The organism is Stenotrophomonas sp. STEN030 (assembly GCF_056759995.1).
Window position 1 is genome coordinate 34,316 of the sequence record NZ_JBRREB010000004.1, and the last position, 24,632, is coordinate 58,947.

The 24,632-nt window shown below is 64.1% G+C and carries 21 protein-coding genes; 13 read left to right on the forward strand and 8 right to left on the reverse strand.

The window, feature by feature from the left end; genetic code table 11:
- Positions 1 to 2 precede the first annotated feature (2 nt).
- The 5 genes from folK (at position 3) to pgi (ending at position 4,261) form a co-directional block, all read left to right on the forward strand.
- Complete coding sequence (gene folK, locus ACVOLR_RS02015) at positions 3 to 491, forward strand: 2-amino-4-hydroxy-6-hydroxymethyldihydropteridine diphosphokinase (RefSeq protein ID WP_481534953.1); 489 nt, start codon at positions 3 to 5, stop codon at positions 489 to 491.
- 31 nt (positions 492 to 522) lie between these two features.
- Positions 523 to 1,338, forward strand: a complete 816-nt coding sequence (gene panB / locus ACVOLR_RS02020) for a 3-methyl-2-oxobutanoate hydroxymethyltransferase (RefSeq protein WP_481529387.1) — start codon at positions 523 to 525, stop codon at positions 1,336 to 1,338.
- Complete coding sequence (gene panC, locus ACVOLR_RS02025; protein WP_481534954.1) at positions 1,335 to 2,177, forward strand: pantoate--beta-alanine ligase; 843 nt, start codon at positions 1,335 to 1,337, stop codon at positions 2,175 to 2,177. The genes panB and panC overlap by 4 nt, the downstream gene beginning before the upstream one ends.
- A gap of 195 nt (positions 2,178 to 2,372) precedes the next feature.
- Entirely contained in the window at positions 2,373 to 2,753 is a 381-nt protein-coding gene (panD, locus tag ACVOLR_RS02030) for an aspartate 1-decarboxylase (protein WP_282268181.1), read from the forward strand.
- On the forward strand, positions 2,750 to 4,261 hold the full coding sequence (gene pgi, locus ACVOLR_RS02035; protein ID WP_481534955.1) for a glucose-6-phosphate isomerase: 1,512 nt from the start codon (positions 2,750 to 2,752) through the stop codon (positions 4,259 to 4,261). Before panD ends, pgi begins: the two co-directional genes overlap by 4 nt.
- Before the next feature lie 264 nt (positions 4,262 to 4,525).
- On the opposite strand, the gene ACVOLR_RS02040 is transcribed toward pgi, so the two are convergent.
- Positions 4,526 to 5,092, reverse strand: a complete 567-nt coding sequence (locus ACVOLR_RS02040; protein WP_481534956.1) for a response regulator transcription factor — start codon at positions 5,090 to 5,092, stop codon at positions 4,526 to 4,528.
- Positions 5,089 to 6,315 carry an ATP-binding protein gene (locus ACVOLR_RS02045; protein ID WP_481534957.1) on the reverse strand — a complete coding sequence of 409 codons (1,227 nt, stop codon included), beginning with the start codon at positions 6,313 to 6,315 and terminating at the stop codon, positions 5,089 to 5,091. The genes ACVOLR_RS02040 and ACVOLR_RS02045 overlap by 4 nt, the downstream gene beginning before the upstream one ends.
- 82 nt (positions 6,316 to 6,397) lie before the next feature.
- Here ACVOLR_RS02045 and ispG point away from each other — a divergent pair, with 82 nt between their 5' ends.
- The 3 genes from ispG to ACVOLR_RS02060 all read left to right on the forward strand — a co-directional run bounded on the left by ispG (position 6,398) and on the right by ACVOLR_RS02060 (position 9,297).
- Positions 6,398 to 7,663 (forward strand): flavodoxin-dependent (E)-4-hydroxy-3-methylbut-2-enyl-diphosphate synthase, encoded by a 1,266-nt coding sequence (gene ispG, locus ACVOLR_RS02050; RefSeq protein WP_481534958.1) that lies wholly within the window; start codon positions 6,398 to 6,400, stop codon positions 7,661 to 7,663.
- On the forward strand, positions 7,644 to 8,333 hold the full coding sequence (locus tag ACVOLR_RS02055) for a phosphatase PAP2 family protein (protein WP_481534959.1): 690 nt from the start codon (positions 7,644 to 7,646) through the stop codon (positions 8,331 to 8,333). The genes ispG and ACVOLR_RS02055 overlap by 20 nt, the downstream gene beginning before the upstream one ends.
- Positions 8,334 to 8,649: 316 nt before the next feature.
- A complete protein-coding gene (locus ACVOLR_RS02060) occupies positions 8,650 to 9,297 on the forward strand; it encodes a response regulator (protein ID WP_481514887.1) in 648 nt (215 codons plus the stop codon).
- Positions 9,298 to 9,849: 552 nt separating this feature from the next.
- Here ACVOLR_RS02060 and rne read toward each other — a convergent pair.
- Positions 9,850 to 13,056: a ribonuclease E gene (rne, locus tag ACVOLR_RS02065; RefSeq protein WP_481534960.1), complete on the reverse strand. Its 3,207-nt coding sequence runs from the start codon at positions 13,054 to 13,056 to the stop codon at positions 9,850 to 9,852.
- A gap of 412 nt (positions 13,057 to 13,468) precedes the next feature.
- On the opposite strand from rne, the gene ACVOLR_RS02070 reads away from it, so the two are divergent.
- A complete protein-coding gene (locus ACVOLR_RS02070) occupies positions 13,469 to 14,440 on the forward strand; it encodes an RluA family pseudouridine synthase (RefSeq protein ID WP_481534961.1) in 972 nt (323 codons plus the stop codon).
- A gap of 180 nt (positions 14,441 to 14,620) precedes the next feature.
- Here ACVOLR_RS02070 and zupT read toward each other — a convergent pair whose 3' ends face one another.
- From zupT to ACVOLR_RS02085, 3 genes are read right to left on the reverse strand one after another with little or no spacing between them, the layout of a single operon-like run.
- Positions 14,621 to 15,430, reverse strand: coding sequence for a zinc transporter ZupT (zupT, locus tag ACVOLR_RS02075; RefSeq protein ID WP_481534962.1), 810 nt, complete (start codon positions 15,428 to 15,430; stop codon positions 14,621 to 14,623).
- Between the two features lie 9 nt (positions 15,431 to 15,439).
- Complete coding sequence (locus tag ACVOLR_RS02080) at positions 15,440 to 15,856, reverse strand: energy transducer TonB (RefSeq protein ID WP_481513709.1); 417 nt, start codon at positions 15,854 to 15,856, stop codon at positions 15,440 to 15,442.
- A gap of 1 nt (position 15,857) precedes the next feature.
- Positions 15,858 to 16,205 carry a 4a-hydroxytetrahydrobiopterin dehydratase gene (locus ACVOLR_RS02085; protein WP_481534963.1) on the reverse strand — a complete coding sequence of 116 codons (348 nt, stop codon included), beginning with the start codon at positions 16,203 to 16,205 and terminating at the stop codon, positions 15,858 to 15,860.
- 88 nt (positions 16,206 to 16,293) lie between these two features.
- On the opposite strand from ACVOLR_RS02085, the gene ACVOLR_RS02090 reads away from it, so the two are divergent.
- Both ACVOLR_RS02090 and ACVOLR_RS02095 read left to right on the forward strand, forming a co-directional pair.
- Positions 16,294 to 16,893 carry an NfuA family Fe-S biogenesis protein gene (locus ACVOLR_RS02090; protein ID WP_481534964.1) on the forward strand — a complete coding sequence of 200 codons (600 nt, stop codon included), beginning with the start codon at positions 16,294 to 16,296 and terminating at the stop codon, positions 16,891 to 16,893.
- Positions 16,894 to 16,906: 13 nt separating this feature from the next.
- Positions 16,907 to 18,994, forward strand: a complete 2,088-nt coding sequence (locus tag ACVOLR_RS02095; RefSeq protein WP_481534965.1) for a DNA polymerase III subunit gamma/tau domain-containing protein — start codon at positions 16,907 to 16,909, stop codon at positions 18,992 to 18,994.
- Here the strand turns inward: ACVOLR_RS02095 and ACVOLR_RS02100 are convergent.
- Both ACVOLR_RS02100 and ACVOLR_RS02105 read right to left on the reverse strand, forming a co-directional pair.
- Complete coding sequence (locus ACVOLR_RS02100; RefSeq protein ID WP_481534966.1) at positions 18,943 to 19,404, reverse strand: c-type cytochrome; 462 nt, start codon at positions 19,402 to 19,404, stop codon at positions 18,943 to 18,945. The two genes, ACVOLR_RS02095 and ACVOLR_RS02100, sit on opposite strands and share 52 nt — an antisense overlap.
- A 9-nt stretch (positions 19,405 to 19,413) precedes the next feature.
- Positions 19,414 to 19,806 (reverse strand): c-type cytochrome, encoded by a 393-nt coding sequence (locus ACVOLR_RS02105; RefSeq protein WP_481529402.1) that lies wholly within the window; start codon positions 19,804 to 19,806, stop codon positions 19,414 to 19,416.
- A gap of 222 nt (positions 19,807 to 20,028) precedes the next feature.
- On the opposite strand from ACVOLR_RS02105, the gene ACVOLR_RS02110 reads away from it, so the two are divergent.
- Complete coding sequence (locus tag ACVOLR_RS02110) at positions 20,029 to 21,165, forward strand: efflux RND transporter periplasmic adaptor subunit (RefSeq protein WP_481534967.1); 1,137 nt, start codon at positions 20,029 to 20,031, stop codon at positions 21,163 to 21,165.
- Entirely contained in the window at positions 21,162 to 24,629 is a 3,468-nt protein-coding gene (locus ACVOLR_RS02115; RefSeq protein WP_481534968.1) for an efflux RND transporter permease subunit, read from the forward strand. The genes ACVOLR_RS02110 and ACVOLR_RS02115 overlap by 4 nt, the downstream gene beginning before the upstream one ends.
- Positions 24,630 to 24,632: the final 3 nt, after the last annotated feature.

Genomic DNA, 24,632 nt, shown 5'->3' on the forward strand with positions numbered 1-24,632 from the left:
CGATGGTTGTAGCGTGTATCGGGCTGGGCGCGAACCTTGGGGACGCGCCCGCCACCCTGCGTTCGGCAATCGATGTGCTGGCGCAGCTGCCGGGTGTGCAGCTGCTGGCCAGCTCACGCCTGTATCGCACCCCGGCCTGGGGGAACGAGGCGCAGCCGGACTTCATCAATGCAGCCGTTGCGCTGCAGACCGATCTGCCGGCGCCGCAGCTGCTGGAGCAGTTGCTGGCGATCGAGCAGCAGTTCGGGCGGGTGCGCGAGCCGGGCCAGCATTGGGGGCCGCGGCTGTTGGACCTGGACCTGCTTTTATATGCCGAGCAGGTGATTGATCTGCCACAGCTGCAGGTGCCGCATCCCTTCCTGCATCAGCGCGCTTTCGCCCTGCTGCCGCTGGCAGACGTGGCGCCAGATGCCCTGATTCCGGGCCATGGAACAGTGCGGGACGTATTGGTAGGCATCAATACCTGCGGTATCGACCCGATAGGGGGATAATGGTCGGCTCATAAGCCACCGTTATGACCATATGAGCACACACGCAGATAGCAAGCCCTGGACCGTACCCGCATTGGCCGAGGCCAAGCGCAATGGCCAGAAGCTGGTCATGTTGACCGCTTACGACGCCGGCTTCGCCCGTGCCTTCGACGCCAATGGCGTGGACCTGATCCTGGTCGGTGATTCGCTGGGCATGGTGGTGCAGGGGCACGATTCGACGCTGCCGGTCAGCGTTGACGACGTGGTCTATCACACCCGCGCAGTAGCTGGCGTGCTGGAACGCGCGCTGCTGGTCTCGGACCTGCCGTTTGGCGCCGATGCCACCGCCGAGCGCGCGCTGGATGCCTCGCTCAAGCTGCTGCAGGCGGGCGCGGAGATGGTCAAGATCGAAGGTGCCGGCTTCAAGCTGGACATCATCCGTCACCTGGTCGAGCGCGAAATCCCGGTCTGCTCGCATCTGGGCCTGACCCCGCAGTCGGTATTGCGCCTGGGCGGTTACCGCGTGCAGGGTCGCGGCGATGCTGCCAAGCAGTTGCTGGACGATTCCAAGGCCGTGGCCGAGGCTGGCGCCAGCCTGCTGGTGCTGGAGTGTGTGCCGACCCCGATTGCCGGTCGCGTCACTGCTGAAATCACGATTCCCACCATTGGTATTGGCGCCGGTCCCGATTGCGACGGACAGGTGCTGGTGCTGCATGACTTCCTCGGTCTGGACAGCGGTCACCGGCGTCCCAAGTTCGTCAAGGATTTCCTTGCCGAAGGTGGCTCGGTGGCCGGTGCGGTCCGTGCCTATGCCGACGCCGTGCGCGCCGGCATCTTCCCCGACGCAGAACACGCTTACGCATCATGATCGAAACCGTTACCGAACTTTCCCGGCTGCGCGCCATTGTCAGCGGCTGGAAGCGCGAGGGCCTGCGCGTCGCGCTGGTGCCGACCATGGGCAATCTGCACGCTGGCCACTACTCGTTGGTGAAGCTGGCGCGTGAGCACGCCGACAAGGTGGTCTCCAGCGTCTTCGTCAACCCGACCCAGTTCGGTCCGAACGAGGATTTCACCCGTTACCCGCGCACGCCCGAGGCCGATACCAGTGGCCTGGAGAAGGCTGGCTGTGACGTGTTGTGGCTGCCCACCGTGGAGTCGATGTACCCGTTTGGCGTGGAGTTGGCTGCCAACGTACATGTGCCCGGTGTCAGTTCGCTGCTGGAAGGCGCACACCGCCCGGGGCACTTCGATGGTGTCTGCACGGTGGTGAGCCGTCTGTTCAACCAGGTACAGCCGGACGTGGCGGCGTTTGGGCGCAAGGACTACCAGCAGCTGGCAGTGATCCAGCAGATGGTGGCCGACCTTGCGTTCCCGATCCAGATCCTCGGCGGTGAGATCGTGCGCGAGACCGATGGTCTGGCGATGAGCTCGCGCAACCAGTACCTGACCGCCGATGTGCGGCCGCAGGCCACGGTTATCCGCAAGGTGCTGCTGGCCGCGCGTGATGCCTATCTGGGCGGCGCCGAGCGTGTAGCGGTGGAGCAGCAGGCGGCGGCGCAGCTGGAAGCTGCCGGCTACCTGGTGGATTACGCGGTGGTGCGCATGCCCGACCTGAGCGAACCCGGTGCCAGCCACGAAGGTGCCCGCGTGGCGCTGGTGGCGGCCAAGCTGGGCACGACCCGCCTGATCGACAACATTGAGTTCTGAAGCCGCGAGTTCTGAATAGGGCAGTTGGCGGACTTTGCTTGTCCGTTACCAGTCCTCTGTATGACAGCCAATGGCGCCCTCGTGGCGCCATTGCTGTATCCACGCAAACACCGCTGGAAAGGTCATGTTGCGGTGCGGGCAAGGGCGCGCGCCGGTGCTAGACTGCGCCCTTTCTCACGCAGTTTCGGCATTGTCATGCAACTTTCCCTGCTCAAGACCAAGATCCACCGCGCCACCGTCACCCATTCGGAGCTGAACTACGAAGGCTCCATCGCGATCGACGACAACCTGCTGCAGGCGACCGGCATCCGCGAATTCGAACAGGTGCACATCTGGGACGTGACCAACGGTGCCCGTTTCACCACCTACGCACTGCGCGCAGAAGCCGGCAGCGGCGTGATCTCGCTCAACGGCGGCGCAGCGCGCCACGTGCAGGTGGGCGACATCATCATCATCGCTGCCTTCGCCGGCATGAGCGAAGAAGAAGCCAGCACGTTCAAGCCCAAGCTTGTCTACGTTGACGGCGACAACCGCATTTCCCACACCAACGACAGCATCCCCACACAGGCCGCATGATCACCAACAACGGATTCGACGTATTGCACGCCCACGCCCAGCGTCTGCAGGGCACCGGCATTCCCTCGCTGATGGCCGCAGAGCCTGACCGGGTGCAGCGCCTGGCGCTGAAAGTCGGTCCGTTGTATGTGAACTTCGCGCGGCAGAAGTATGACCGCGCGGCCTTGGATGCCTTGCTGGAACTGGCCGCCGCGCGCGATGTCGCCGGCGGTTTCCAGCGTTTGTTCGCTGGCCAGAAAATCAACCACACCGAAGATCGCGCGGTGCTGCACAGCGCGTTGCGCGGCGACGCCAGTGACGCGCCGGTTGCAGTGGCTGCGCGCGCTGAAGCGGTGGCGGTGCAGGCGCAGATGGGTGCCTTGATCAAGGCGCTGGAAGCCAGCAACGTCACCGATATCGTCAGTGTCGGCATTGGTGGCTCGGATCTGGGCCCGCGTCTGGTTGCTGATGCTTTGCGTCCGGCATCGGGTGCGCGTTTCCGTGTGCATTTCGTTTCCAACGTCGACGGCGCGGCAATGCAACGCACCTTGGCGACGCTGGATCCGGCGACCACCGCCGGCATCCTGATCTCCAAGACCTTCGGCACCCAGGAAACCCTGCTCAACGGCCGCATCCTGTGCGACTGGCTGGGCGGCAGCGAGCGCCTATACGCCGTCAGTGCCAACCCCGAGCGCGCTGCCAAGGCTTTCGACATCGCCGTCGAGCGCGTGCTGCCGATGTGGGACTGGGTGGGCGGTCGTTATTCGCTATGGTCGGCGGTGGGCTTCCCGATTGCCTTGGCGATTGGTTTTGAACGCTTCGGCCTGCTGCTGGAAGGCGCTGCGCAGATGGATGCGCATGCGGCCAGTGCACCGCTGGCAAGCAATCTGCCGGTGCTGCACGCACTGACCGATATCTGGAACCGCAACGTGCTGGGCTATGCCACCCATGCAGTGATGACCTACGACCAGCGCATGGCGCTGTTGCCGGCCTATCTGCAGCAGTTGGTGATGGAAAGCTTGGGCAAGCGGGTCAAGCGCGACGGCAGCCCGGTCGATGGTGACACGGTGTCGGTGTGGTGGGGCGGTGCGGGCACCGACGTGCAGCACAGCTTCTTCCAGGCCCTGCACCAGGGCACCAGCATCGTGCCGGCCGATTTCATCGGCTGCGTGCGCAATGATGATCCCTACGAGATCAACCACCAGGCCTTGCTGGCCAACCTGCTGGCGCAGACCGAGGCCTTGGCCAACGGCCAGGACAGCGAAGACCCGCACCGGCAATATCCGGGTGGCCGCCCGAGCACGATGATCCTGCTGGACGCGTTGACTCCGCAGTCGCTGGGTGCGCTGATCGCCATGTACGAACACGCGGTGTACGTGCAGTCCTTGATCTGGGACATCAATGCCTTCGATCAGTTTGGTGTTGAACTGGGCAAGCAGCTGGCCAGCCAGTTGCTGCCTGCGGTGCAGGGTGAGGCAGTAGAGATTGCCGACCCGATGACCCGGGAGTTGTTGGCGCGGCTGCGCTGATTGTCTTTTGAAGAAGAAAGCCGCGCAGAGATGCGCGGTTTTCTTTGCTCTGTGTTGTGGGAGCGGCGTAAGCCGCGAAGCTGACATGGCTGAAGTGCCCTGTATCTATGGTCCCCGACAGTTGATCTGCTTCGCGGCTTACGCCGCTCCCACAATCCTTCGCTACTTCCCTTTGCCAAGGGCGAGAGGAGGATTTTTTGGAGAGGCTTCGCATTTCTGGTGCAGGCCCTTGCCGAGCATGGCTCGGCACTACAGGAAGCGGGGTTACCTGTTCGGGTCCCGCTCCGGGCTGGGCCGCTTGGTGAGCTTGCGCTGCAATGAGCGCCGATGCATTCCGAGCAGGCGCGCTGCAGCGGAGACATTGCCGCCGGTTTCATGCAAAGCCTGTTGGATGTGCTCCCATTGCAGGCGGCTGATCGGCGTCATCGCATCCGGTGGTTCAACATCTTCGGGTTCCTCGCCGGCCTCGTCTTCCTCGCCAAGCGCGCGCAGGATCATCTGCACCGTCGCTGGTTTCGGCAGATAGTCATCGGCGCCAAGCTTGATCGCTTCAACCGCAGTGGCGATGGAGGCATAGCCGGTGACCAGCAGAATGCGCATGTCCTGGCGCAGCTCGCGCAGCGGCTGGATCAGATTCAAACCCGATTCGCTGCCCAGCTTCAGGTCGATCAGTGCGAATGCCGGTGGTGTCTGCGTCGCCAGTTGCATGGCGCTGGAGATGTCGGTGGCGGTGATTGCTTCGATGCCACGGCGGGCCAGGGTGCGCTGCAAGGTGCGCAGGTAGAGCGGGTCGTCATCGACCAGCAGGCCGTGGGTGGCAGCAGCATTCATGGACTTACCTCAATGTTGTTCAACGGCAGGCGAAAGCCGACGCGTGCTCCCTGGCCTTCGGCCGGGCGCATCCACAATTCGCCGTGCAGACGCTCAATGGTGGCATGCGACAGTGCCAGACCGACACCCATGCCGTTGCTTTTGCCGCTGTTGAACAAGGTGCCGGGCAGGGCGGCATCATTGGCGTTGAAGCCGGGGCCGTAGTCGCGTACCTCGCCATACAGCTGGCCTTCGTGGATGCGGATGTCCAGGTCGATCTGTGCACGCCCAGCATGTTCGCCGGCATCGGCGGCATTGTTCAGCAGTACCTGTAGCAGATGGCCGATGCCAGGATCCAGTTTCAGGTGTAGTGGCGCATCCGGGTTGCGCCGCAACTGGATGGTCGGGCGCACCAGTCGCCATTGTTCGAGCACGCTGGCGATGGACACCGGTGCGCGGCTGCCGGCACCTTCAGCTGGTGCTGCCAATGCCAACACCTTCTCCCGACACTGCACCAGCAGCTCGCGCAGGGTCTCCAGGTCGTCGCGCATTTCCGGGGTGGCGGCGCCTTGCTCGACGATGTCGTCGGTGAGCAGTGTCATGGTCGCCAGCGGCGTGTTGAGTTCATGGGCGACAGAGGCGGCATGCGTGGCCAAGGCGACAATGCCTTCGTTGCGGACGAAGCGTTCGCGCAACATCGCCAACTGGTTCTCGCGCTCGCGCAAGGCCGCAGCCAAGCGGGTCGAGAACACCAGCACCACTACGCTGGACAACAGGAAATTGGCCGCCGCCCCCCACAGGTGCAGGCTCATGGTGTCGAAGTAACCGCCTTCCAGCGGCAGGCCGAATACCGCACTCAGTGCATACCCGCCCACGCAGGCGGCGGCCACGGCGTGCGTCCAGCGCAGCGGCAGTGCCAGCGCGGCCAGCGCGATCAGGATCAGGAACAGCGAGCCGAACGGATTGGCGATGCCGCCGCTCCAGCCCACCATCCAGGTCAGTACTGTGACATCGACAAGGATATGGCCGAAGGCGGTGACCGGTGCCGGGTCGGTGTCATGTACACGCAGCTGCACGTACAGGTTGAACAAGGCAAGCACAGCGACGCCGGCCCACAGCGGCTCCTGCGGCAGTTCAAGGCCCAACAGCCAGGTGGCGACAAGAATGGTGGCGGCCTGACCTGCAGTGGCCAGCCAACGCAGGCTGCACAGGGTGCGAAGAAAAGAGGTGTCTCGGGTTTCCATGGCGCAATCGTATGCTGTCGCGGTGGCTACCACGCAATCCAAGGTTCATCCCGTACGGGTGGCTGGCGCGCTAAAATGGGCAATGCATGACGCCGTGACCCGCCCAACACCGCCCACCGACGCTACCGCGTGGCCCCGCCGCATCACCCAGTCCGTCGCTATCGGCGGGGTAAAGGTGGGCGGAGGTAATCCCGTGGTCGTGCAGTCGATGACCAATACCGATACCGCCGATGTGGCTGCCAGTGTCAAGCAGGTGGCCGAACTCTGGCGCGCGGGCTCGGAGATGGTGCGACTGACCGTCAACAATCCTGAATCGGCCGCGGCTATTCCGCGCATCGTCGAGAAGCTGGCGATGATGGGCATCGAGGTGCCGCTGATCGGCGACTTCCATTACAACGGCCACCAGTTGCTGACCGGCGCGCCTGCCTGCGCCGAGGCGCTGGCCAAGTACCGCATCAATCCGGGTAACGTCGGCTTCGGCAAGAAGAAAGACACCCAGTTCGCGCAGCTGATCGAGTTCGCCATCAAGTACAACAAGCCGGTGCGCATTGGCGCCAACTGGGGCTCGTTGGATCAGGCCCTCGCCGCCAAACTGATGGATGAGAACAGTCAGCGTGCGCAGCCTTGGGATGCCGGGCGGGTATTGCGTGAGGCCTTGATCCGCTCTGCGTTGGATTCGGCCGAGACCGCAGTTGAACTCGGCCTGCCGCGCGATCGCATCGTGTTGTCGGCCAAGGTCAGCGGCGTGCAGGAATTGATCGCCGTGTACCGCGATCTGGCGCAGCGCTCGGACTTTGCCCTGCATCTGGGTCTGACCGAGGCCGGCATCGGCAGCAAGGGCATCGTCGCTTCGTCGGCGGCGCTGGCGGTGTTGATGCAGGAAGGTATCGGCGACACCATCCGTATCTCGCTGACGCCCGAGCCGGGCCAGTCGCGCACGCAGGAAGTCATCGTCGCCCAGGAGTTGTTGCAGACCACCGGTCAGCGCGCTTTCACGCCAATGGTCACCGCCTGCCCGGGCTGCGGCCGTACCACCTCCGAGTTCTTCCAGGAGCTGGCCAAGGTGGTGCAGAACCACGTGCGCGAAAAGATGCCGGTGTGGCGCGTCAGTCACCCGGGTGCGGAGAACATGACGCTTGCGGTGATGGGCTGCATCGTCAACGGCCCCGGTGAGTCGCGTCACGCCAACATCGGCATTTCGCTGCCGGGTACTGGCGAAACCCCGGCCGCGCCGGTGTTTGTCGACGGCGAGAAGAAGATCACCCTGCGCGGTGACAACATCGCCCACGAGTTCGTCGCCTTGATTGATGACTATGTCGAGACCCGCTATGCCCGAAGCTCCGGCTGATTCCCGGAGCGAAGCTGCCGGTTTACGTCGTTGGCTCGCCCACAATGCGTGGCGGCTGCTGGTGTTGTTCATTGGTGTGCTGCTGCCCTTGGCCGGCTTCGTGGCCTTGGCCGACGAGATCCACGAGGCCGAGGCCTTCCATTTCGACGCGGCCCTGCTGCTGCGCATGCATGCGATGGCCACACCCGGCCTGAATGACTTCTTCGTGTTGATGTCCGAGCTGGGCTACCAGTGGGGCGTCATTCCCTTGGATATCCTGATCGTGGCCGTGCTGCTATTGCAGCGCCATTGGCGCAAGGCCGCATTCGCGGCGACGGCGTTCATTGGTTCGGCGCTGTTGAACCTGGGCAGCAAGCAGATCTTCCAGCGCGAACGCCCGAGCCTGTGGGAGTCGATTGCACCGGAAAGCACGTTCAGCTTCCCCAGCGGGCATGCGATGGGCTCGATGACCCTGGCGCTGACCCTGGTGTTTTTGACCTGGCGCACACGCTGGCGTTGGCCGGTGGTGGCGGTTGTCAGTGGTTTTGTCGTCTCGGTCGGCCTGTCACGGATCTACCTGGGGGTGCATTACCCCTCGGATATCCTCGGCGGCTGGTGTGCCGCAACGATCTGGGTTACAGGCGTGTATATGGTGATGTTCCGCCGACGCTGGTCCTTGCCCGCGCCCTGAGGTGCACTGCAATTGGTAATGTCCAAAAGGTAAGAGAAGTCCTAAGTCATTGGACGAATTGACCTGATGGATACAGTATTGGCTGCGACGGCATAGTGAGCTCGCCAGCCGCAGGCGCATAAACAGCATCATCCTGATGCTCAAAACTACAGATACATTTCCTGCGAGCGGGTGTCCGATAGAGCCCAGTTGGGCCACTTCTGCTTGATAATACACATGGCCTTGCCATGAGGGACGGGGGAGGGCCGTCGCCTCGCATGCTCGGATTTTGCCGCGCCCAAGGCTTCAACTGTCACCTCGCCGCGAGGAATCCTTCATGACCATCAGCGTTTTTCTTATCGATGACCACGCACTTGTGCGCACGGGCATTCGGATGATTCTTTCGGGGCAAACCGGGATAGAAGTCGTCGGTGAAGCGGACAGCGGCGATGTCGCGCTGCCGCAGATCCGGCGGCTGAAGCCGGACGTCGTACTGTGTGACCTGCATCTTCCTGGGCTCAGTGGCTTGGAGATCACCGAGCGCATCGTCAAGGGCGATCACGGCACCAAGGTAATCATCGTTTCCGTGCTGGAAGATGGGCCGATGCCCAAGCGCTTGCTGGAGGCGGGTGCTTCCGGCTACGTGGGCAAGGGTGGGGATTCGAAAGAGCTGATCCGCGCTGTGCATGACGTTGCCATCGGCAAGCGTTATCTGGCCACCAGCATTGCGCAGAATCTGGCGCTGTCCAATCTGGAAGGCGGCGCATCGCCGTTCGACCTGCTCTCGCCGCGTGAACTTGAAGTGGCCTTGTTGCTGATCCAGGGGCACCGTCAGGAAGAAATCGCTCGTCGCCTGAGCCTCAGTGCCAAGACCGTGAATACCCATAAGGCGCGCCTGTTCCAGAAGTTGGGCGTGCAGGACAACATCGCTCTTGCCCGGCTTGCCGCGCAGTATGGCGTGGGCGATCCCAGCAAGGCGATCTGAGCGGAGAGGGCTTCTGGCAGGCATTGTTCTGCAGAAGGGGGCCCTTCGAATGCAGTTGAATCAAAGAGAGCGCAGCGGCAACGTTGCGCTCTCTTTGTTTGTACGCGTTATGTGCTGGACAGGTCGAACGTGGGCGATGCGGGTGATGCAGCAGCCCAGCGTTTGTCTGTGGGAGCGGCGTGAGCCGCGAAGCTGGAGTTGCCTAAGCTCCTTGCAGCTGTGCCATCTGATGATATGCGTGCTTCGCGGCTGACACCGCTCCCGCAAGAGCGCAGCGCGGGTGCTGTTGGCCGAGCGCAATGCTGTTCACTTCAGTGACGCAGGTGGTGCACCAGCTTGGAGTTTGCCTGCGGGAGCGGTATGAGCCGCGAAGCTGGCGTTGCTTGGATCCTTGGTGCCTATGTCATCCGATGATGTGCGAGCTTCGCGGCTGACGCCGCTCCTACAAAGAATCCGCCACTCAATCCGCATCACGGTCGCAGCGATTCCCTCGCCCAGAAACGCAGAAAGCGGCCCGGAGGCCGCTTTCTGCTTTCACACACGCTGGACGGATCAGCCGTTACGCGGCTGGTCGTCTTCCTGCTTCTCGGCGTCAACTTCCGTAGCGACGCTCTCGGCATGTACGGCCGGAGCCGCGACGACGACCGGTGCCGGTGCTGCGTTCTCGACGACCGGCTTTTCAGCGCTCTCCTCAACAACCGTGGTCTGGGCGAACAGCTGCCCGTTCTCCGGTGCTGCGGGTTCCGGTGTTGCAACTACTACCGGTTCCGGCTGCAGCGTGCTGACCGGGGTCGGCACTTCGCTGATCGGTGCAACAGCTGCGGCCTGCTCGATCGGTGCAGCGGCAACTGCCGGTGCACTGACAACCACCGGAGCAGCGACAGGCGCTTCGACCACGGCGGCAACCGGGGCTGCGATGACGGCTTCGGCGACGGCCTCTGCCGGGGTAGCGATTACCTGCTCGGCCTTGACCACTGCCGGTTCGGCGGCAGCTGCCACCTCGACGGGAGCTGCTGCTGCCGGTGCGGTCACTTCGACAACGGCTGCTTCAACAGCAAGCACTTCGACATCAGCGGCAGGTGCTGCGGCAACAACCGCAACAACGGCTGCAGCTGCTTGTACCGGTGCAGCAACAGCCGGCTTGGCTGCTACTGGCGCGGAAGCCGGGGCGGCCGGGGTTGCGGGCTCGTCATCGAACTCGAACTCGGGCTGGCTGCTGGCGGGCTTGGCCGGAGCTTCATTGACTTCGCCATCGGCATCATCAAAACCGTCCAGACCGTCCTCGTCACCGCCTAGGTTTTCACCGCCGGCGGCACCTTCACCGTTGCCACGGCGACGACGACGGCCACCACGGCGACCGCGACGACGACGACCACCGGCTTCACCGGCAGCTTCTTCGCCTGCAACCGGGTTGCCGTTCTCATCGACGACCACGGCCACTGCTGGCTGCTCTTCGGAGACGACCGCCGGCTTGGCGATCTCGGCAGCGATGTTGGTGTCCTTCATCACGGCATCGGTGTTGGCAACGGCTTCGTTGGCAACAATCGCTGCTGCGGCGGCGACCGGTGCTGCGACGGCCGGTGCAGCTGCTCGAGCGGCTTCCTGCTGTGGCTGCTGCTGGCGTGCGGGCTTCTCACCCTGCACGTTCTGCTGCTGGGCCTGCTTGTCGGCGTCCTGCTGCGGCTTGGGCTGCTTCGGCTGCTTGGGCTGTTTGGCCTGCTGCTGCTCGTTGTTGCGCTGCTGCTTGGGCTGCTGTGCCTGCTCGCCGCGCGGCTGCTCATTGCGCTGCTTGGGTTGCTGCTGGGCGTTGTTCTGCGCCTGCGGCTGGGCCTGCTGCTGCGGCTTGTCGGCGTTCTGGCGACGATCTTCGCGGCGCTGCTCATCACGGCGGTTGCCGTTGGCGTTGCCACCCGCATTTGCATTGCCGTTGCCACCGCGACCCTGCTGGCCGTTGCGGCCGTCACGGCGCTGGTTGCCGCGCTCGTTGCGGTTGTTGCGGCCGTTGTCCTGGCGTTGCGGCTGGGCCGGTTGTGCGGCCGGAGCCGGTTCGCCGCCGAACACGCGCTTCAGCCAGCCCATCACGCCGCCAGCGGCGGGAGCGACAGGTGCGGCAACCGGTGCCGGAGCCGGGGCGGCTTCGACGACTTCACGGATCGGCGCAGGCTGGCTGTGCTTGACGTGGGTCACGGCCGGTGCCGGGATGTTCAACTGGGCCTTGGTCAGTGCATGCACCGGCAGCTTGCGCGGGGTGCCGCGCTGGTAGCTGGGCTTGTTCGACTCTTCACCCAGCTCGTTGTCGCGCAGGCGCGTGACTTCGTAATGCGGGGTGTGCAGCTGCTCATCGGCAACGATGACGATGGGCGCGTCGTGGCGCTGCTCGATTTCACGCAGGGCGCTGCGCTTCTCGTTGAGCAGGTAATTGGCGATCTCGACCGGGGCCTGCACCAGCACCTGTCCGGTGTTTTCCTTCATCGCATGCTCTTCGGCAACGCGGATGATGGACAGCGACAGCGACTCGATGCTGCGCATGCGGCCTTGGCCGTCACAACGCGGGCAGACGATCTGGCTGGATTCGCCCAGGCTCGGACGCAGGCGCTGGCGGCTCATTTCCATCAGGCCGAAGCGCGAGATGCGGCCCAGCTGGACGCGGGCGCGGTCGTACTTCAGCGCATTCTGCAGGCGGTTTTCGACTTCGCGCTGGTGCTTGCTGGAGGACATGTCGATGAAATCGATGACCACCAGGCCGCCCAGGTCGCGCAGGCGCAGCTGGCGGGCGACTTCTTCGGCCGCTTCCAGATTGGTCTGGAAGGCGGTGTCTTCGATGTCGCTGCCCTTGGTGGAGCGGGCCGAGTTGACGTCGACCGCGGTCAGCGCTTCGGTCTGGTCAACCACGATCGAGCCGCCGGACGGCAGGCGCACGTTGCGCTCGTAGATCGCCTCGATCTGCGATTCGATCTGGAAGCGGTTGAACAGCGGGATGTCGTCTTTGTAATGCTTGAGCTTGCGCAGGGTCTGCGGCATCACCTGCTGCATGAAGTCGCGTGCGGTCTCGTACAGCTCTTCGGTGTCGACCAGGATCTCGCCGACGTCCGAACGCAGGTAGTCGCGCAGGGCGCGCACGATCAGGCGCGATTCCTGGTAGATCAGGAACGGGGCCGGCTTGGTCAGTGCGGCTTCGGCGATCGAACGCCATACCTGCAACAGATAGTCCAGATCCCACTGCAGCTCTTCGGCATCGCGGCCAACGCCGGCGGTGCGGATGATCACGCCCATGTCGTCGGGGATGTTCAGCTTGTCCAGCGCTTCCTTCAGGGCAGCGCGGTCTTCACCCTCGATGCGACGGGACACGCCGCCGGCAGAGGGGGAGTTCGGCATCAGCACCATGTAGCGGCCGGCCAGGGAGATGAAGGTGGTCAGGGCGGCGCCCTTGTTGCCACGCTCTTCCTTGTCGACCTGCACGACGATTTCCTGGCCTTCGCGCAGGAGCTCTTTGATGGAGGCCTTGTTGTGGTCCACGCCCGCCTGGAAATAGTCGCGGGAGATTTCCTTGAGCGGCAGGAAGCCATGGCGGTCGCCGCCGTACTCGACAAAGGCAGCCTCGAGCGATGGCTCAAGACGGGTGATACGGCCCTTGTAGATGTTGGACTTCTTCTGTTCCTTGGACGGTTGCTCGATGTCGATGTCGTACAGGTTTTGCCCGTCGACGATGGCCACGCGCAGTTCTTCAGCCTGCGTGGCATTGATCAGCATTCGCTTCATTGTGCGTTCCTCGCGCGCTGCTACCGCGCGGAACGCCATGGGGTTTCGCCTCTGGACACGGTTCGCCGCCCATTCGCGCAGGCGCGGGCAGGGCGGCTTGGGTTTCCAGCGCTACGACACCACGGCAGGCCGCGGGAGCGCTTCTTTCTTGTTTTTAGGTGTTTCAGGGCCGGCGGCCGCCCGCGGCCGTGGCCGATGGCGTCGCGCGGGACATGGGTTTCGTCCAGCTCGGATGCTTTTTTGGCATCCGGCGATGGCCGGGAACGCCGACGAGCCGCTAACATGGCCGCCCCGGGGGCGGTGGCCGCGCACTGTGCCGGATTCGTAGGGAGCGGGGCTTCTGGCCCTGACCAACTTCCAACGAAATCAAACCCTTATATCGCCCCCCGAGTGTAGCAGAATAAATAGGCCGATGACTGATTCCGACAAGCCCCAAGCACCGCCTGCCGCCAAAAGCAGCGTGCGCATGATCAAAGTGCCCGAAGACAGGGCAGGACAGCGACTGGACAACTTTTTGTTGGGTCAGCTGAAGGGCGCACCACGCAGCCTGGTCTACAAACTGGTCCGCAGTGGCCAGGTCCGTGTGAATGGCGGCCGCGCCAAGGCCGACCGCAAGCTGGATGGCGGTGAAGAGGTGCGTATCCCGCCGGTCAATCTCAATGAGATTGGAGACAAGGCACCGCCACCGAGCAGCTTCCTGCAGCGTATGGAAGAAGCCATCGTCTTCGAGGACGCCAAGCTGTTGGTGATCAACAAGCCGACCGGTGTCGCCAGCCACGGTGGCAGCGGTATCAGCCACGGCGCGATCGAGACCATGCGCGCGCTGCGGCCGAACATGAGCCTGGAACTGGTGCACCGGTTGGACCGGGACACCTCCGGCCTGCTGATCCTCGCCAAGAAGCGTTCGGCTTTGGTCGAACTGCAGGCATTGCTGCGTGAAGACCATGGCGGCATCCAGAAGCGCTACCTGACCTTGCTGGCCGGGCGCATGCCCGACGGCGTGATGAGTGTGGACGCCCCGCTGCACGTCGGCCTGCGTCAGGGCGGCGAGCGCCATGTTCAGGTGAACGCGATCGGCAAGCCGTCGCTGAGTCATTTCAAGGTGTTGGAGCGTCGCGGCGGGCAGTCCTACTGCGAAGTCAGGATCGAAACCGGCCGCACCCATCAGATCCGTGTACACGCCCAGCACATCGGTCATCCGGTCGCCGGTGACGACAAGTACGGCGATCCTGCAGTCAACAAGCGCTTTCGTGAGCAGATCGGGCTTAAGCGTCTGTTCCTGCACGCGGCCTCGCTGGAGTTTGCGCTGGATGGCGGCAAGACACCTTATGTATTGAATGCGCCGCTGCCGCAGGATCTGGTTGAGGCGATGAACAGGCTTTGAGGGTCTGACGCCGGGATCGGGGGGGCAAGGGTTTGTGGGAGCGGCGTGAGCCGCGAAGCCGACCTTGCTTGGACCCCCGGCAACCCGGAGATCTGATGATGTGTGGGCTTCGCGGCTAACGCCGCGCCCACAACAGATCCAGTTCCAGATTTGGGGCGGTTGCCAGTCGCTCCCAGCCTCCTACCACTTGAACAGCACAAGACTCACGGCGATCGTCGCCATGCCGATCACCAGTCCGTACACGGTCTCGTGGCCCTTGGCATAACGCTTGGCTGCCGGTAGCAGTTCATCCAGGGCCAGGAACACCATGATTCCCGAGATCAGCCCGAACACCGCACCGAAGGTAGCGTGGGACAGCGAGCCGGCCAGGGCGAAGTAGCCGATGGCGGCGCCAACCGGCTCGGCCAGCCCCGATAGCAGGCTGGCGAAAACCGCATAGGACTTGCGCCCGGTGGCGAAGTACACCGGTACCGCGATGGCGATGCCTTCCGGGATGTTGTGGATGGCGATGGCGAAGGCCAGCGGCAGGCCGACCGACGGGCTTTCGAGGGTGGCGAAGAAGGTCGCCAGGCCTTCCGGGAAGTTGTGGGCGGTGATAGCCACTGCGCTGAGCAAGCCGACCCGGCGGATGTTGCTGCGGGTCTTTTCCTTGAAGGCCGGGTCCTGCTTGTCCAGGGTTTCGTGCGGGTTGGGCACGAAATGGTCGATCAACACCACCAGCAGCACGCCGCCCAGGAACCAGAGCGTGCCGTAGGTGAAGCCGAGACGGTCGCCATAAGCCAAGGCGAACGAGGCCACGGACTTGTTCAGGATCTCCGATAACGACACATAGACCATCGCGCCGCCGGCGAAGGCCAGGCCAAAAGCCAGCAGGCGCGGGTTGGGTCGCCTGGAGAACACCACCATCAGGCTGCCGACGGTGGTGGCCAGGCCGGCGGCCAGGGTCAGCCCGAAGGCCATCCATAGGTTTTCAGGGGTAACTGGATGCATCAGCCGCGATCAGCCGCCGCGCCTGGCGCGTTCTTCAATGGCGAAGCACTCATTCGGCTTGGGATCCGGCGGGTTGAAGCTGACCGGCACCTGGATGGTGGTAGGCACCGGTTGGCCGTTGCGGGTGGCCGGGTTGAACTTCCACTCGCGCACGCGGCGCGCGGCGGAGTCGTCCAACTGGCTGTTGCCACTGCTGGTGACCAGCGATACCTCGGTAGGTGTGCCCTGCGGGCCAACCACCACGCGCAACACGCTCTTGCCGCCAACCCCGGTGCAGGCCAGTTCGGCCGGGTAATCCGGCGGCGGGGTCTGTACGGCGGCCACTTCGGTCGGGGCGATCACCGGCGCGTCGGGTTGATTGGAGGAGTTGCAGGCGCTCAGTGCAGCCACGGTACCCATTGCAGCGAACAGCAGACGCAGTTTCATGTCATTGCTCCGTTAGTGCGGATGCCTTGGCGGCACAGATGAAGTCGTTTTCGCTCAGCCCGCCCACGTCGTGGGTGGAAAAGCGCACAACGGCGCGGTCGTAGTGCACGCCCAGGTCTGGGTGGTGGTCTTCGCGATGCGCAACCCAGGCCAGCGCGTTCACGAACGCCATGGTGCCGTGGTAGTTGTCAAAGCGGAATGTACGGGTAAGGGCCTGGCCATTTTCGGCCAGCTCCCAGCCCGGAACCTGCGGCAGCAACTCGGCAACGCGGGCCTGGCTGAGGCGATATTCGCTGCCCCGGCGCGGACTGCAATGCGCTTGTGCCAGCGGGACAAGATCAGGGGCCATACAAACCTCCATAACAGATGACTGAACTGTGCCGCCGTTGGAATCACTGTCCCATCGGTGGCAACCAAGACACGGCTAGAATACCCGCATGATCCAGATATCAGATACCGCCCAAACGCATTTCCGCAAGTTGATCGAACGCGAGGCCGTGCCCGGTATGGGCGTGCGCCTGAGCGCGATGGACCCCGGAACCCCCACCGCCGATGCGCGCCTCGAATTTGCCGAGCCGGCTGACCTGCTCGGTGATGAGTGGGCCGTGGACTGCGATGGCTTCACCTTGTATATCGCTGCCACCAGTGTGGCGTGGTTGGACGGCGCCGAGATCGACATCGTCACCCAGGCTGCCGGTACCCAGCAGCTGACCATCAAGGCGCCCAAGATCAAGGGCGAAGCCCCGGGTGATGCAGCGTCCATCGTCGAGCGTGTGCGCTGGGTGATTGAAAACGAAATCAACCCGCAGCTAGCCTCGCATGGCGGCCGCGTCGCAGTACAGGAAGTGTCGGCCGACGGCGTGGTATTGCTGCGCTTCGGCGGTGGCTGCCACGGTTGCGGCATGGCGGATGTGACCTTGAAGCAGGGGATCGAGAAGACCTTGATGGGCCGGGTGCCGGGCATTACCGCCGTGCGTGACGCCACCGACCACGAAACCGGTCAGGCCCCGTATATTCCGCGCGACGGCGCGGGCTGAGCCGCTACCACGCATGCCGGTGACATCGGTTACCGAGCTGATCAATCTGCTGGCCTCGCGCCGGCAGACCAGCATCCTGCACGATCGCCGCACCGGCATGCCGTATAGCTGGAGCAATTGGCTGCGCACGCGTGTATCCAAGGGGCTGTCCGCCTTTGTCGATGCCGATGCTGCTGAAGCCATGGCTGCTCGACCGCCGCGCCCACGCGAGGCAGCAGCTACACCGTTGCCGTTGTGGCAACACATCGTGTTGCTGTTCTGGAATGGTGGTGAGCCGCCGCCACGCGATCAGCGTGGCCTGCGTTGGTTTGCCGGGTTCTTCAGTGCCGGCCTGCATGTGCTGTTTGCGTTGCTGTTGCTGTGGGTGGCGCTGGTGCGCAGCAACGTGCCGGAGCAGAGCGCCGAAGAAGGCGAGCGCGTGCAGGTGGAGTATGTCGGGCGCGGTACGCCGGACGAAGAGGGCGGCGGTGCCCCGCAGGCGGCCGAGGCGACGGGTGCGCAGGCGGCAGTTGCAGCGCAGTCCGGCGCTGCTGCGGCCGAGCCATCGACGCCATCGACACGGGAATCGGTTGAGGCCCCGGCTGCAAGCGCTGCGCAGGCCGATGCGGCGTCTGTTGAGCCAACATTCGAGCCTGAGTCGATGCAGATTGATGCATCCAAGCCAGTGCCGCAGCCACCAACCGCCAGCGAGCAGCCGCTGCAGGTGACGGAGACAAACCGGCCGACCAGCGAGTTCGTGGTACCCCCAGCCACGGTCACTGCGCCTGCGTTGCGCAGCAGTCAAGCCCAGGTGCGCGAACGCACGATCGAAACCGCGGTTGATCGTCCGCAGCCAACCCTGGCGCTACGCCAGCCTGCGGATGTTGCTGTGCAGCTGCGTTCGACCCAGGTGCAGGTGCGCGAACGCCAGATCGAAGTGGCCACGCAGCAACCAGTAGCGGTAGCTCAGCCACGAACGCGCGAAACGCAGGTGCAGATTCGCACGCCTGAGATTGGCGTGCGCGAACGTCAGGTTGAAACCGCAACGCAGGAATCGGTGGCGATGGCGGCGCTGCCATCGCGCGCTGCCCAGGTACAAGTAAAGACGCCGACGATGGCGGTGCGTGAGCGTGCGGTGCCCGGTGTACCGGACAAGCCCGCCGCGCAGGCGGCGACGTCCGCAGCTGCTACGACGCAGGCATCAACCGCATCCACCAGTCCGTCGCGCGCTGGTGGGCAGCCGACCGCAGCCAATGCCAGTCCGCGGCCCGGAACAAGTGCTGGTGCGGGCCCCAAGCCACAGGATCGCAGCGGTGGTTGGGCAACACCGAGTCGTGGCGATGACTGGGGTGCATCACAGCGTCAGGTTGCCGGCAACGCTGGTGGTCAGGCTGACAAGGGCACAGGGCTGTTCAATGCCGATGGCAGCGTAAAGCTGGGCGGCAACGAAGGGCAGGCGCAGGACGCGGCCAAGCGTGGCGCGCCGGGCGGTGACGCCGACACCTGGAGCCGTGAGCGCATTGCCGAGTCAGGCACCTGGCTCAAGCGCCCGCCGTATGACTACACGCCAACCTCGTTCGACAAATACTGGGCTCCAAACGAGTCCTTGCTGGCCGAGTGGGTGCGCAAGGGCATCAAGAGCGTGGAGATCCCGATCCCCGGCTCAAAGAGCAAGATTTCCTGTGTGGTGTCGATGCTGCAATTCGGCGGCGGCTGCGGCTTGACCAACCCGAACATGCAGGAGCAGCCGGCAGAAGCAAGGCCGCCACCGGATATCCCGTTCAAGAAAGAGCTGCAGGAACCCCACGGCAGCCGTGTAAAGGTGGATCCCGGCTCACGGCGCGCGGCCCGCGGGGGGCCGCGGTCGTTGGTTGGTTGGTGGGAGCGGCGTACGCCGCGAAGCAGGTACATCATCAGATGGCACGGATGCCCAGAGCCCCAACAATGTCAGCTTCGCGGCTTACGCCGCTCCCACAAGCAGTCTCAAACGCATCGGGAGTTGACCAATAAACAACAAAGCCGCCTTTGGGCGGCTTTGTTGTTTCAAGTGCGGTGTTGCAACGGCTGTTGTCAGTCCACGCCGTGCAGGTCGCGCAACTGGCTGGGGCGCGAACCGAAGTAGGCGGCCAGATCAGCAATGTCCTGGTCGCTGAGCTTCTGCGCCTGCGGGGTCATCAGCATGTGGTCGCGGGTGCTTGCCCGGTAGGCCTGCAGCGCGTGGGCGAGGTAGTCGCCGTATTGGCCGCCGAGCTTGGGATAGGTCGGGTCGATCGGGTTGTTGCCGTCGGCGCCGTGGCAGTCGATGCAGCTCTGCCCGGTGGCCTTGCCCTTTACGGCAGCCAGATGCTCACCGGCGGCGATGCGGCCAGCGGGCAAGCCTGCTGAGGAACTGGAGCCGTGTTCTCCGCTGGCATGGCCCGGGTCGGCCGCGGACTTTCCGCTGGACTCGACCTCCGACTGCGTACAGGCAGCCAGACCCATGGCGGCGAACAGGGCGATGGACAAACGCAGTGCGTGCGTGGCTTTCGTCATGGTCGGCGCTTATTTGAGGGTGGACAGGTAGGCGGAGAGATCAGCAATGTCCTGCGGGCTGAAACTCATCGATTGCGCCTGCATCGTTGGATGCTTGCGCTTGCCTTCGCGGTACTCGGTCAGCGCCTGGGTCAGGTATTGCGGCGACTGCCCACCGATCTTCGGCACACGGTAGCTGGGGTAGGCGTTCTTGTAGCCGGTGATGCCGTGGCAGCCCTGGCAGGTATAGGCCAGGGTCCGGCCGGTAGCGGCATTGCCAGTGCTGGCTGGCGCCGGTGTGGCGGCAGGGGCAGCAGCGGCGGGGGCGACGGCGGGTGTAGCAGACTGCGGATCAGCTTGGGCGGCCCCGAAGGTCAGGGCAAAAGCCAGAGCGAAACAAGCGGCGAGCGGCTGCGAGCGCATGGTTTCCTTATCCGGTGAGCGGGTCTGGGGTTCCGCCGTGGGATACGGAACGGGCCGAGTATAGCCCGCGTATTTACCCGTTCGGAACAGGGGCTTGGATGCTGCAATGCGGTAGGCGGAAGCAAAGGTGCAGGTACCCATGACTTTCGGGGCATGGTGTAGACGTGGGGTGGTGCAATACTTTGCTACAACACCTGCCTACGCATCCCCAGGGACAAGACGATGTCGCGACTTTTCACTCTGCACGCCCGCACCGGAAGCTGCGCTGCTGCACTCCTGATCACCACTTCCCTGTTGCTCGGCGGCTGCAAAGCCGGTGGCGAGGAAGCCAAGGCCAAGACGCCGGATGAGCAGAAGGCCAGCGACGCCGTACCGGTGGAAGTGGCCAAGGCCGAGCGCCGTGCCATTGCCGCCAGCTATACCGGCACCGCGGCGCTGGAGCCACGCGCTGAATCCCAGGTTGTCGCCAAGACCTCCGGTGTGGCGCTGGCGGTGCTGGTCGAAGAAGGCCAGCAGGTCCGCGCCGGGCAGGCACTGGTTCGGTTGGACCCGGATCGTGCGCGCCTGAGCGTTGCGCAGAGCGAGGCGCAGATGCGCAAGCTGGAGAACAGCTATCACCGTGCGGAGAAGCTAGTGCAGCAACAGCTGGTCAGCGCCGCCGATGTGGACCAGCTGCGCTATGACCTGGAGAACGCGCGGGCGATGTACCGGATGGCGACGCTGGAGTTGTCCTACACGACGGTGGTCGCGCCGATCAGCGGCGTGGTCGCTTCGCGCGACATCAAGCCGGGCAACTTCGTGCAGATCAACTCGCCGATCATCCGCATCGTCGACAGTGCCCAGCTCGAAGCCACGCTCAATGTGCCCGAGCGCGAGATCGCCAAGCTCAAGCCGGGCCAGGCGGTGTCGCTGCAGGTTGATGCGCTGCCGGGCAAGCCGTTCACCGGCACGGTGGACCGCGTTGCGCCGGTGGTCGACAACGGCACCGGTACCTTCCGCGTGGTGACTACGTTCACCGGCGAAGACGCATTGCAGGCCGGTATGTTCGGCCGCCTGAGCATCAACTATGACCAGCGCGCCGATGCGTTGGTGGTGCCGCGCACCGCGCTGCTGGAGGACGGTGGCAAGCCGGCGGTCTATGTTGTGCGTGACGGCAAGGCCGTGCGTACCGAGTTGGCCTTGGGTTACGACGATGCCGGCTTCATCGAGGTGCGCAATGGTCTGAAGCAGGGTGATGAAGTCGTCATCGCCGGCAAGGCTGCACTGCGCGAAGGCAGTGCAGTGCAGGTGATCGGCAAGGAGAAGGCAGTGGCAGCGGCGGCCAAGGCGCCGGCAGCTGCACAGGCGACCAAACAATGAGTGACCACGGACCGTCGGCTTCCGGCGGTGGCTTCGATCTGATCGAATTCGCCACCCGCCGCCGCGTCACCATCGCGATGATGACGCTGACCCTGGTGTTGTTTGGCCTGATCTCGCTGTCCAGCCTGAAGGTCGAACTGCTGCCGGATCTGAGCTATCCCACCCTGACCGTGCGTACCGACTACGAAGGTGCAGCGCCGGCCGAGGTGGAAACCTTGATTTCGCAGCCGGCCGAAGAGGCGCTGGGCATCGTCAAGGGTCTGCGCAAGCTCAAGTCCATTTCCCGCACAGGTCAGAGCGACGTGGTGCTGGAATTCGCCTGGGGCACGGACATGCAGCAGGCCGGGCTGGACGTGCGCGACAAGATGGAGACGCTGCAGCTGCCGCTGGAGGCCAAGCCGCCGGTACTGCTGCGCTTCAATCCCTCGACCCAGCCGATCATGCGGCTGGCACTGTCGTCCAAGCAGGAAGCAGGCAACGACGCCGATGCCGTGCGCCGCCTGATGGAGCTGCGTCGCTATGCCGACGAAGACCTCAAGCGCAAGCTCGAGCCGGTCAGCGGTGTGGCCGCGGTCAAGGTTGGTGGTGGTCTGGAAGATGAGATCCAGGTCGATATCGACCAGCGCAAGCTGGCTGCTCTGGGGCTGTCGTTGGACACGGTGATCCAGCGCCTGCAGCAGGAGAACGTCAATCTTTCCGGCGGTCGACTGGAAGAAGGCTCGCAGCGTTACCTGGTGCGTACCGTCAACCAGTTCGCCACCGTTGAACAGATGCGCGAGATGCTGCTGACCACGGCAAGTGGGTCCAGCACTGCAAGCTCGGCCGGCGAAAACCGCCAGCTGATGTCGGCCATCCTCGGCAGCAGCGATCCCAACGTGATCGCGGCGATGCGCAGCGATGGCAGCAGCAGTGCGCCCAGCGTGCGCTTGAAAGATGTGGCGCAGGTAAGCCAAGGCTATAAGGAACGCGAGGCGGTGATCCGCGCTGGCGGTCATGAGGCTGTTGAGCTTGCGGTTTACAAGGAAGGCGACGCCAATACGGTTTCCACTGCCGATGCGCTGGAAGCCAAGCTCGAAACGATCCGCAAGGAAATGCCCAAGGACATCGAGATGACGATGGTTGAGGACCAATCGGTCTTCATCCGCCACGCCATCAAGGACGTCAAGATCGATGCGGTGATCGGCGGCCTGCTGTCGGTGCTGATCATCTTCCTGTTCCTGCGTGATGGCTGGAGCACGTTCGTGATCTCGCTGTCGCTGCCGATCTCGATCATCGCCACGTTCTTCTTCATGGGCCAGCTCGGCCTGAGCTTGAACGTGATGTCGCTGGGCGGTCTGGCGCTGGCCACCGGTCTGGTGGTGGATGACTCGATCGTGGTGCTGGAGTCCATCGCCAAGGCGCGCGAGCGCGGCATGGGCATCCTGGAAGCGGCGATCAAGGGCACCCGTGAAGTGTTCATGGCAGTGGTTGCCTCGACCCTGACCACCATCGCGGTGTTCCTGCCGCTGGTATTCGTCGAAGGCATCGCTGGCCAGTTGTTCCGCGACCAGGCCTTGACCGTGTCGATCGCCATTGCGGTGTCGCTGGTGGTGTCGATGACGCTGATCCCGATGCTGAGCGCGCTGAAAGGCCGTCCGCCATTGGAGTTCCCGGCCGAGGACCCGCGCGAGCCGTGGCGTCCCGAGAGTCGTTGGAAAAAGCCGGCTGCCTATGCAGGCCGTGGCATCGGCGCGATGTTCCGCTATGGCTTCTATTTCCTGGCCTGGGGCGTGGTGCGGATCTTCCGTGGCATTGCTGCGGTGGTCGGCCCGGTAATGCGCAAGGCCAGTGATCTGGCGATGGCGCCCTACGGCCGCGCTGAAGCTGCCTATCTGCGCGCGCTGCCGGCGGCGTTGAAGCGTCCATGGCCGATCCTCGGTTTTGCGACCCTGGCCTTTGGCCTGACCTTGGCAGCGTTGCCGTTGCTGGGCGTGGACCTGCTGCCGCAGCTGGCCCAGGACCGCTTCGAGATGACCGCAAAGCTGCCGCCCGGCACGCCGCTGGCGCAGACCGATGCACTGGTGCGCGAAGTGCAGCGCAAGCATGCTGGCGAAGAAGGCGTGCGCCTGCTGTACGGCGTCTCCGGCACCGGTACGCGGCTGGATGCCAGCCCGACCGAGAGCGGCGAGAACATCGGCAAGTTGTCGGTGGTGGTGAATGACACCAAGCTCGAGCCGGCACTGACCGAGAAGCTGCGCGAGACCATGAAGGCATGGCCGTCGGCGCAGGTGGATTTCGCTCGCCCGGAATTGTTCGCGCTGTCGCCGCCGCTGGAAATCGAAATCGAGGGCAATAATCTCGAAGACATCCGTGTCGCCGGCAATCGCCTGGCTGGCATGCTGCGCGAGAACCCGCACTACGCCGACGTCAAGTCGACGGTGGAGCAGGGCTTCCCGGAAATCCAGGTGGTGTTCGACCAGGACCGCGCTGCGGCGTTGGGCCTGACCACACGCCAGATCGCCGATGCGGTGGTCAACAAGGTCAAGGGCAATGTCGCCACCCGCTACAGCTTCCGCGATCGCAAGATCGACGTGCTGGTGCGCGTACAGGAGTCGGAGCGTTCGTCGGTGAACGATATCCGCCGCCTGATCGTCAACCCGACCGGCGCCAAGGCGATCGAACTGGGCTCGGTGGCTGACGTCATCGCCACCACCGGCCCTAGCGAAATCCACCGCGCCAACCAGCGTCGCGTGGCGATTGTCTCGGCCAACCTGCGCGATATCGATCTGGGCAAGGCCATCACCGAAGTGCAGAACATGGTTGCCAAGAATCCGCTGGGCACTGACGTCGGCATGCACATCGGCGGTCAGGGCCAGGAGCTGGGCGAGTCGATCCGCTCTCTGTTGTTCGCCTTCGCCTTGGCAGTGTTCCTGGTCTACCTGGTGATGGCATCGCAGTTCGAATCGCTGCTGCATCCCTTCGTCATCCTGTTCACCATTCCGCTGGCGCTGGTTGGCGCGGTGGCGGCCTTGCTGCTGGCACGTTCTCCAGTATCGGTGGTGGTGTTCATCGGCTTGATTCTATTGGTCGGCCTGGTGGTGAAGAACGCCATCATCCTGATCGACAAGGTCAACCAGCTGCGCGAAGAGGGTGTGGCAAAGCGTGAGGCCTTGGTGGAAGGCGCTCGTTCGCGTCTGCGTCCGATCATGATGACTACGCTGTGTGCGGTGTTCGGCTTCCTGCCGCTGGCCCTGGCCTTCGGTGAAGGTGCCGAAGTGCGCTCGCCAATGGCGATCACGGTGATCGGTGGCCTGCTGGTCTCGACCATGCTGACCCTGCTGGTGATCCCGGTGGTGTACGACCTGCTGGACCGCAAGCCGGATGAGTACTACGCCGAGCGCGGCCGTCGTGCACGTCAGGCGATGGCCCAGGCCGAGCAGGTGCTGAGCCATGAGCAGGACCCCATCGGCGGCATCAAGGACTGAGCG

What these genes read in the sequence shown, in the direction of transcription:
- panD (WP_282268181.1), top strand. Translation starts at nt 2,373, where the DNA reads ATGCAACTTTCCCTGCTCAAGACCAAGATCCACCGCGCCACCGTCACC.
- ACVOLR_RS02070 (WP_481534961.1), top strand. Translation starts at nt 13,469, where the DNA reads ATGACTGATTCCGACAAGCCCCAAGCACCGCCTGCCGCCAAAAGCAGC.
- ACVOLR_RS02110 (WP_481534967.1), top strand. Translation starts at nt 20,029, where the DNA reads ATGTCGCGACTTTTCACTCTGCACGCCCGCACCGGAAGCTGCGCTGCT.
- rne (WP_481534960.1), bottom strand. Translation starts at nt 13,056, where the DNA reads ATGAAGCGAATGCTGATCAATGCCACGCAGGCTGAAGAACTGCGCGTG.
- ACVOLR_RS02055 (WP_481534959.1), top strand. Translation starts at nt 7,644, where the DNA reads ATGCCCGAAGCTCCGGCTGATTCCCGGAGCGAAGCTGCCGGTTTACGT.
- ACVOLR_RS02105 (WP_481529402.1), bottom strand. Translation starts at nt 19,806, where the DNA reads ATGCGCTCGCAGCCGCTCGCCGCTTGTTTCGCTCTGGCTTTTGCCCTG.
- ACVOLR_RS02040 (WP_481534956.1), bottom strand. Translation starts at nt 5,092, where the DNA reads ATGAATGCTGCTGCCACCCACGGCCTGCTGGTCGATGACGACCCGCTC.
- ACVOLR_RS02115 (WP_481534968.1), top strand. Translation starts at nt 21,162, where the DNA reads ATGAGTGACCACGGACCGTCGGCTTCCGGCGGTGGCTTCGATCTGATC.
- zupT (WP_481534962.1), bottom strand. Translation starts at nt 15,430, where the DNA reads ATGCATCCAGTTACCCCTGAAAACCTATGGATGGCCTTCGGGCTGACC.
- folK (WP_481534953.1), top strand. Translation starts at nt 3, where the DNA reads ATGGTTGTAGCGTGTATCGGGCTGGGCGCGAACCTTGGGGACGCGCCC.
- pgi (WP_481534955.1), top strand. Translation starts at nt 2,750, where the DNA reads ATGATCACCAACAACGGATTCGACGTATTGCACGCCCACGCCCAGCGT.
- ACVOLR_RS02090 (WP_481534964.1), top strand. Translation starts at nt 16,294, where the DNA reads ATGATCCAGATATCAGATACCGCCCAAACGCATTTCCGCAAGTTGATC.
- ACVOLR_RS02080 (WP_481513709.1), bottom strand. Translation starts at nt 15,856, where the DNA reads ATGAAACTGCGTCTGCTGTTCGCTGCAATGGGTACCGTGGCTGCACTG.
- ACVOLR_RS02045 (WP_481534957.1), bottom strand. Translation starts at nt 6,315, where the DNA reads ATGGAAACCCGAGACACCTCTTTTCTTCGCACCCTGTGCAGCCTGCGT.
- ACVOLR_RS02100 (WP_481534966.1), bottom strand. Translation starts at nt 19,404, where the DNA reads ATGACGAAAGCCACGCACGCACTGCGTTTGTCCATCGCCCTGTTCGCC.
- panB (WP_481529387.1), top strand. Translation starts at nt 523, where the DNA reads ATGAGCACACACGCAGATAGCAAGCCCTGGACCGTACCCGCATTGGCC.
- panC (WP_481534954.1), top strand. Translation starts at nt 1,335, where the DNA reads ATGATCGAAACCGTTACCGAACTTTCCCGGCTGCGCGCCATTGTCAGC.
- ACVOLR_RS02095 (WP_481534965.1), top strand. Translation starts at nt 16,907, where the DNA reads ATGCCGGTGACATCGGTTACCGAGCTGATCAATCTGCTGGCCTCGCGC.
- ACVOLR_RS02060 (WP_481514887.1), top strand. Translation starts at nt 8,650, where the DNA reads ATGACCATCAGCGTTTTTCTTATCGATGACCACGCACTTGTGCGCACG.
- ispG (WP_481534958.1), top strand. Translation starts at nt 6,398, where the DNA reads ATGCATGACGCCGTGACCCGCCCAACACCGCCCACCGACGCTACCGCG.
- ACVOLR_RS02085 (WP_481534963.1), bottom strand. Translation starts at nt 16,205, where the DNA reads ATGGCCCCTGATCTTGTCCCGCTGGCACAAGCGCATTGCAGTCCGCGC.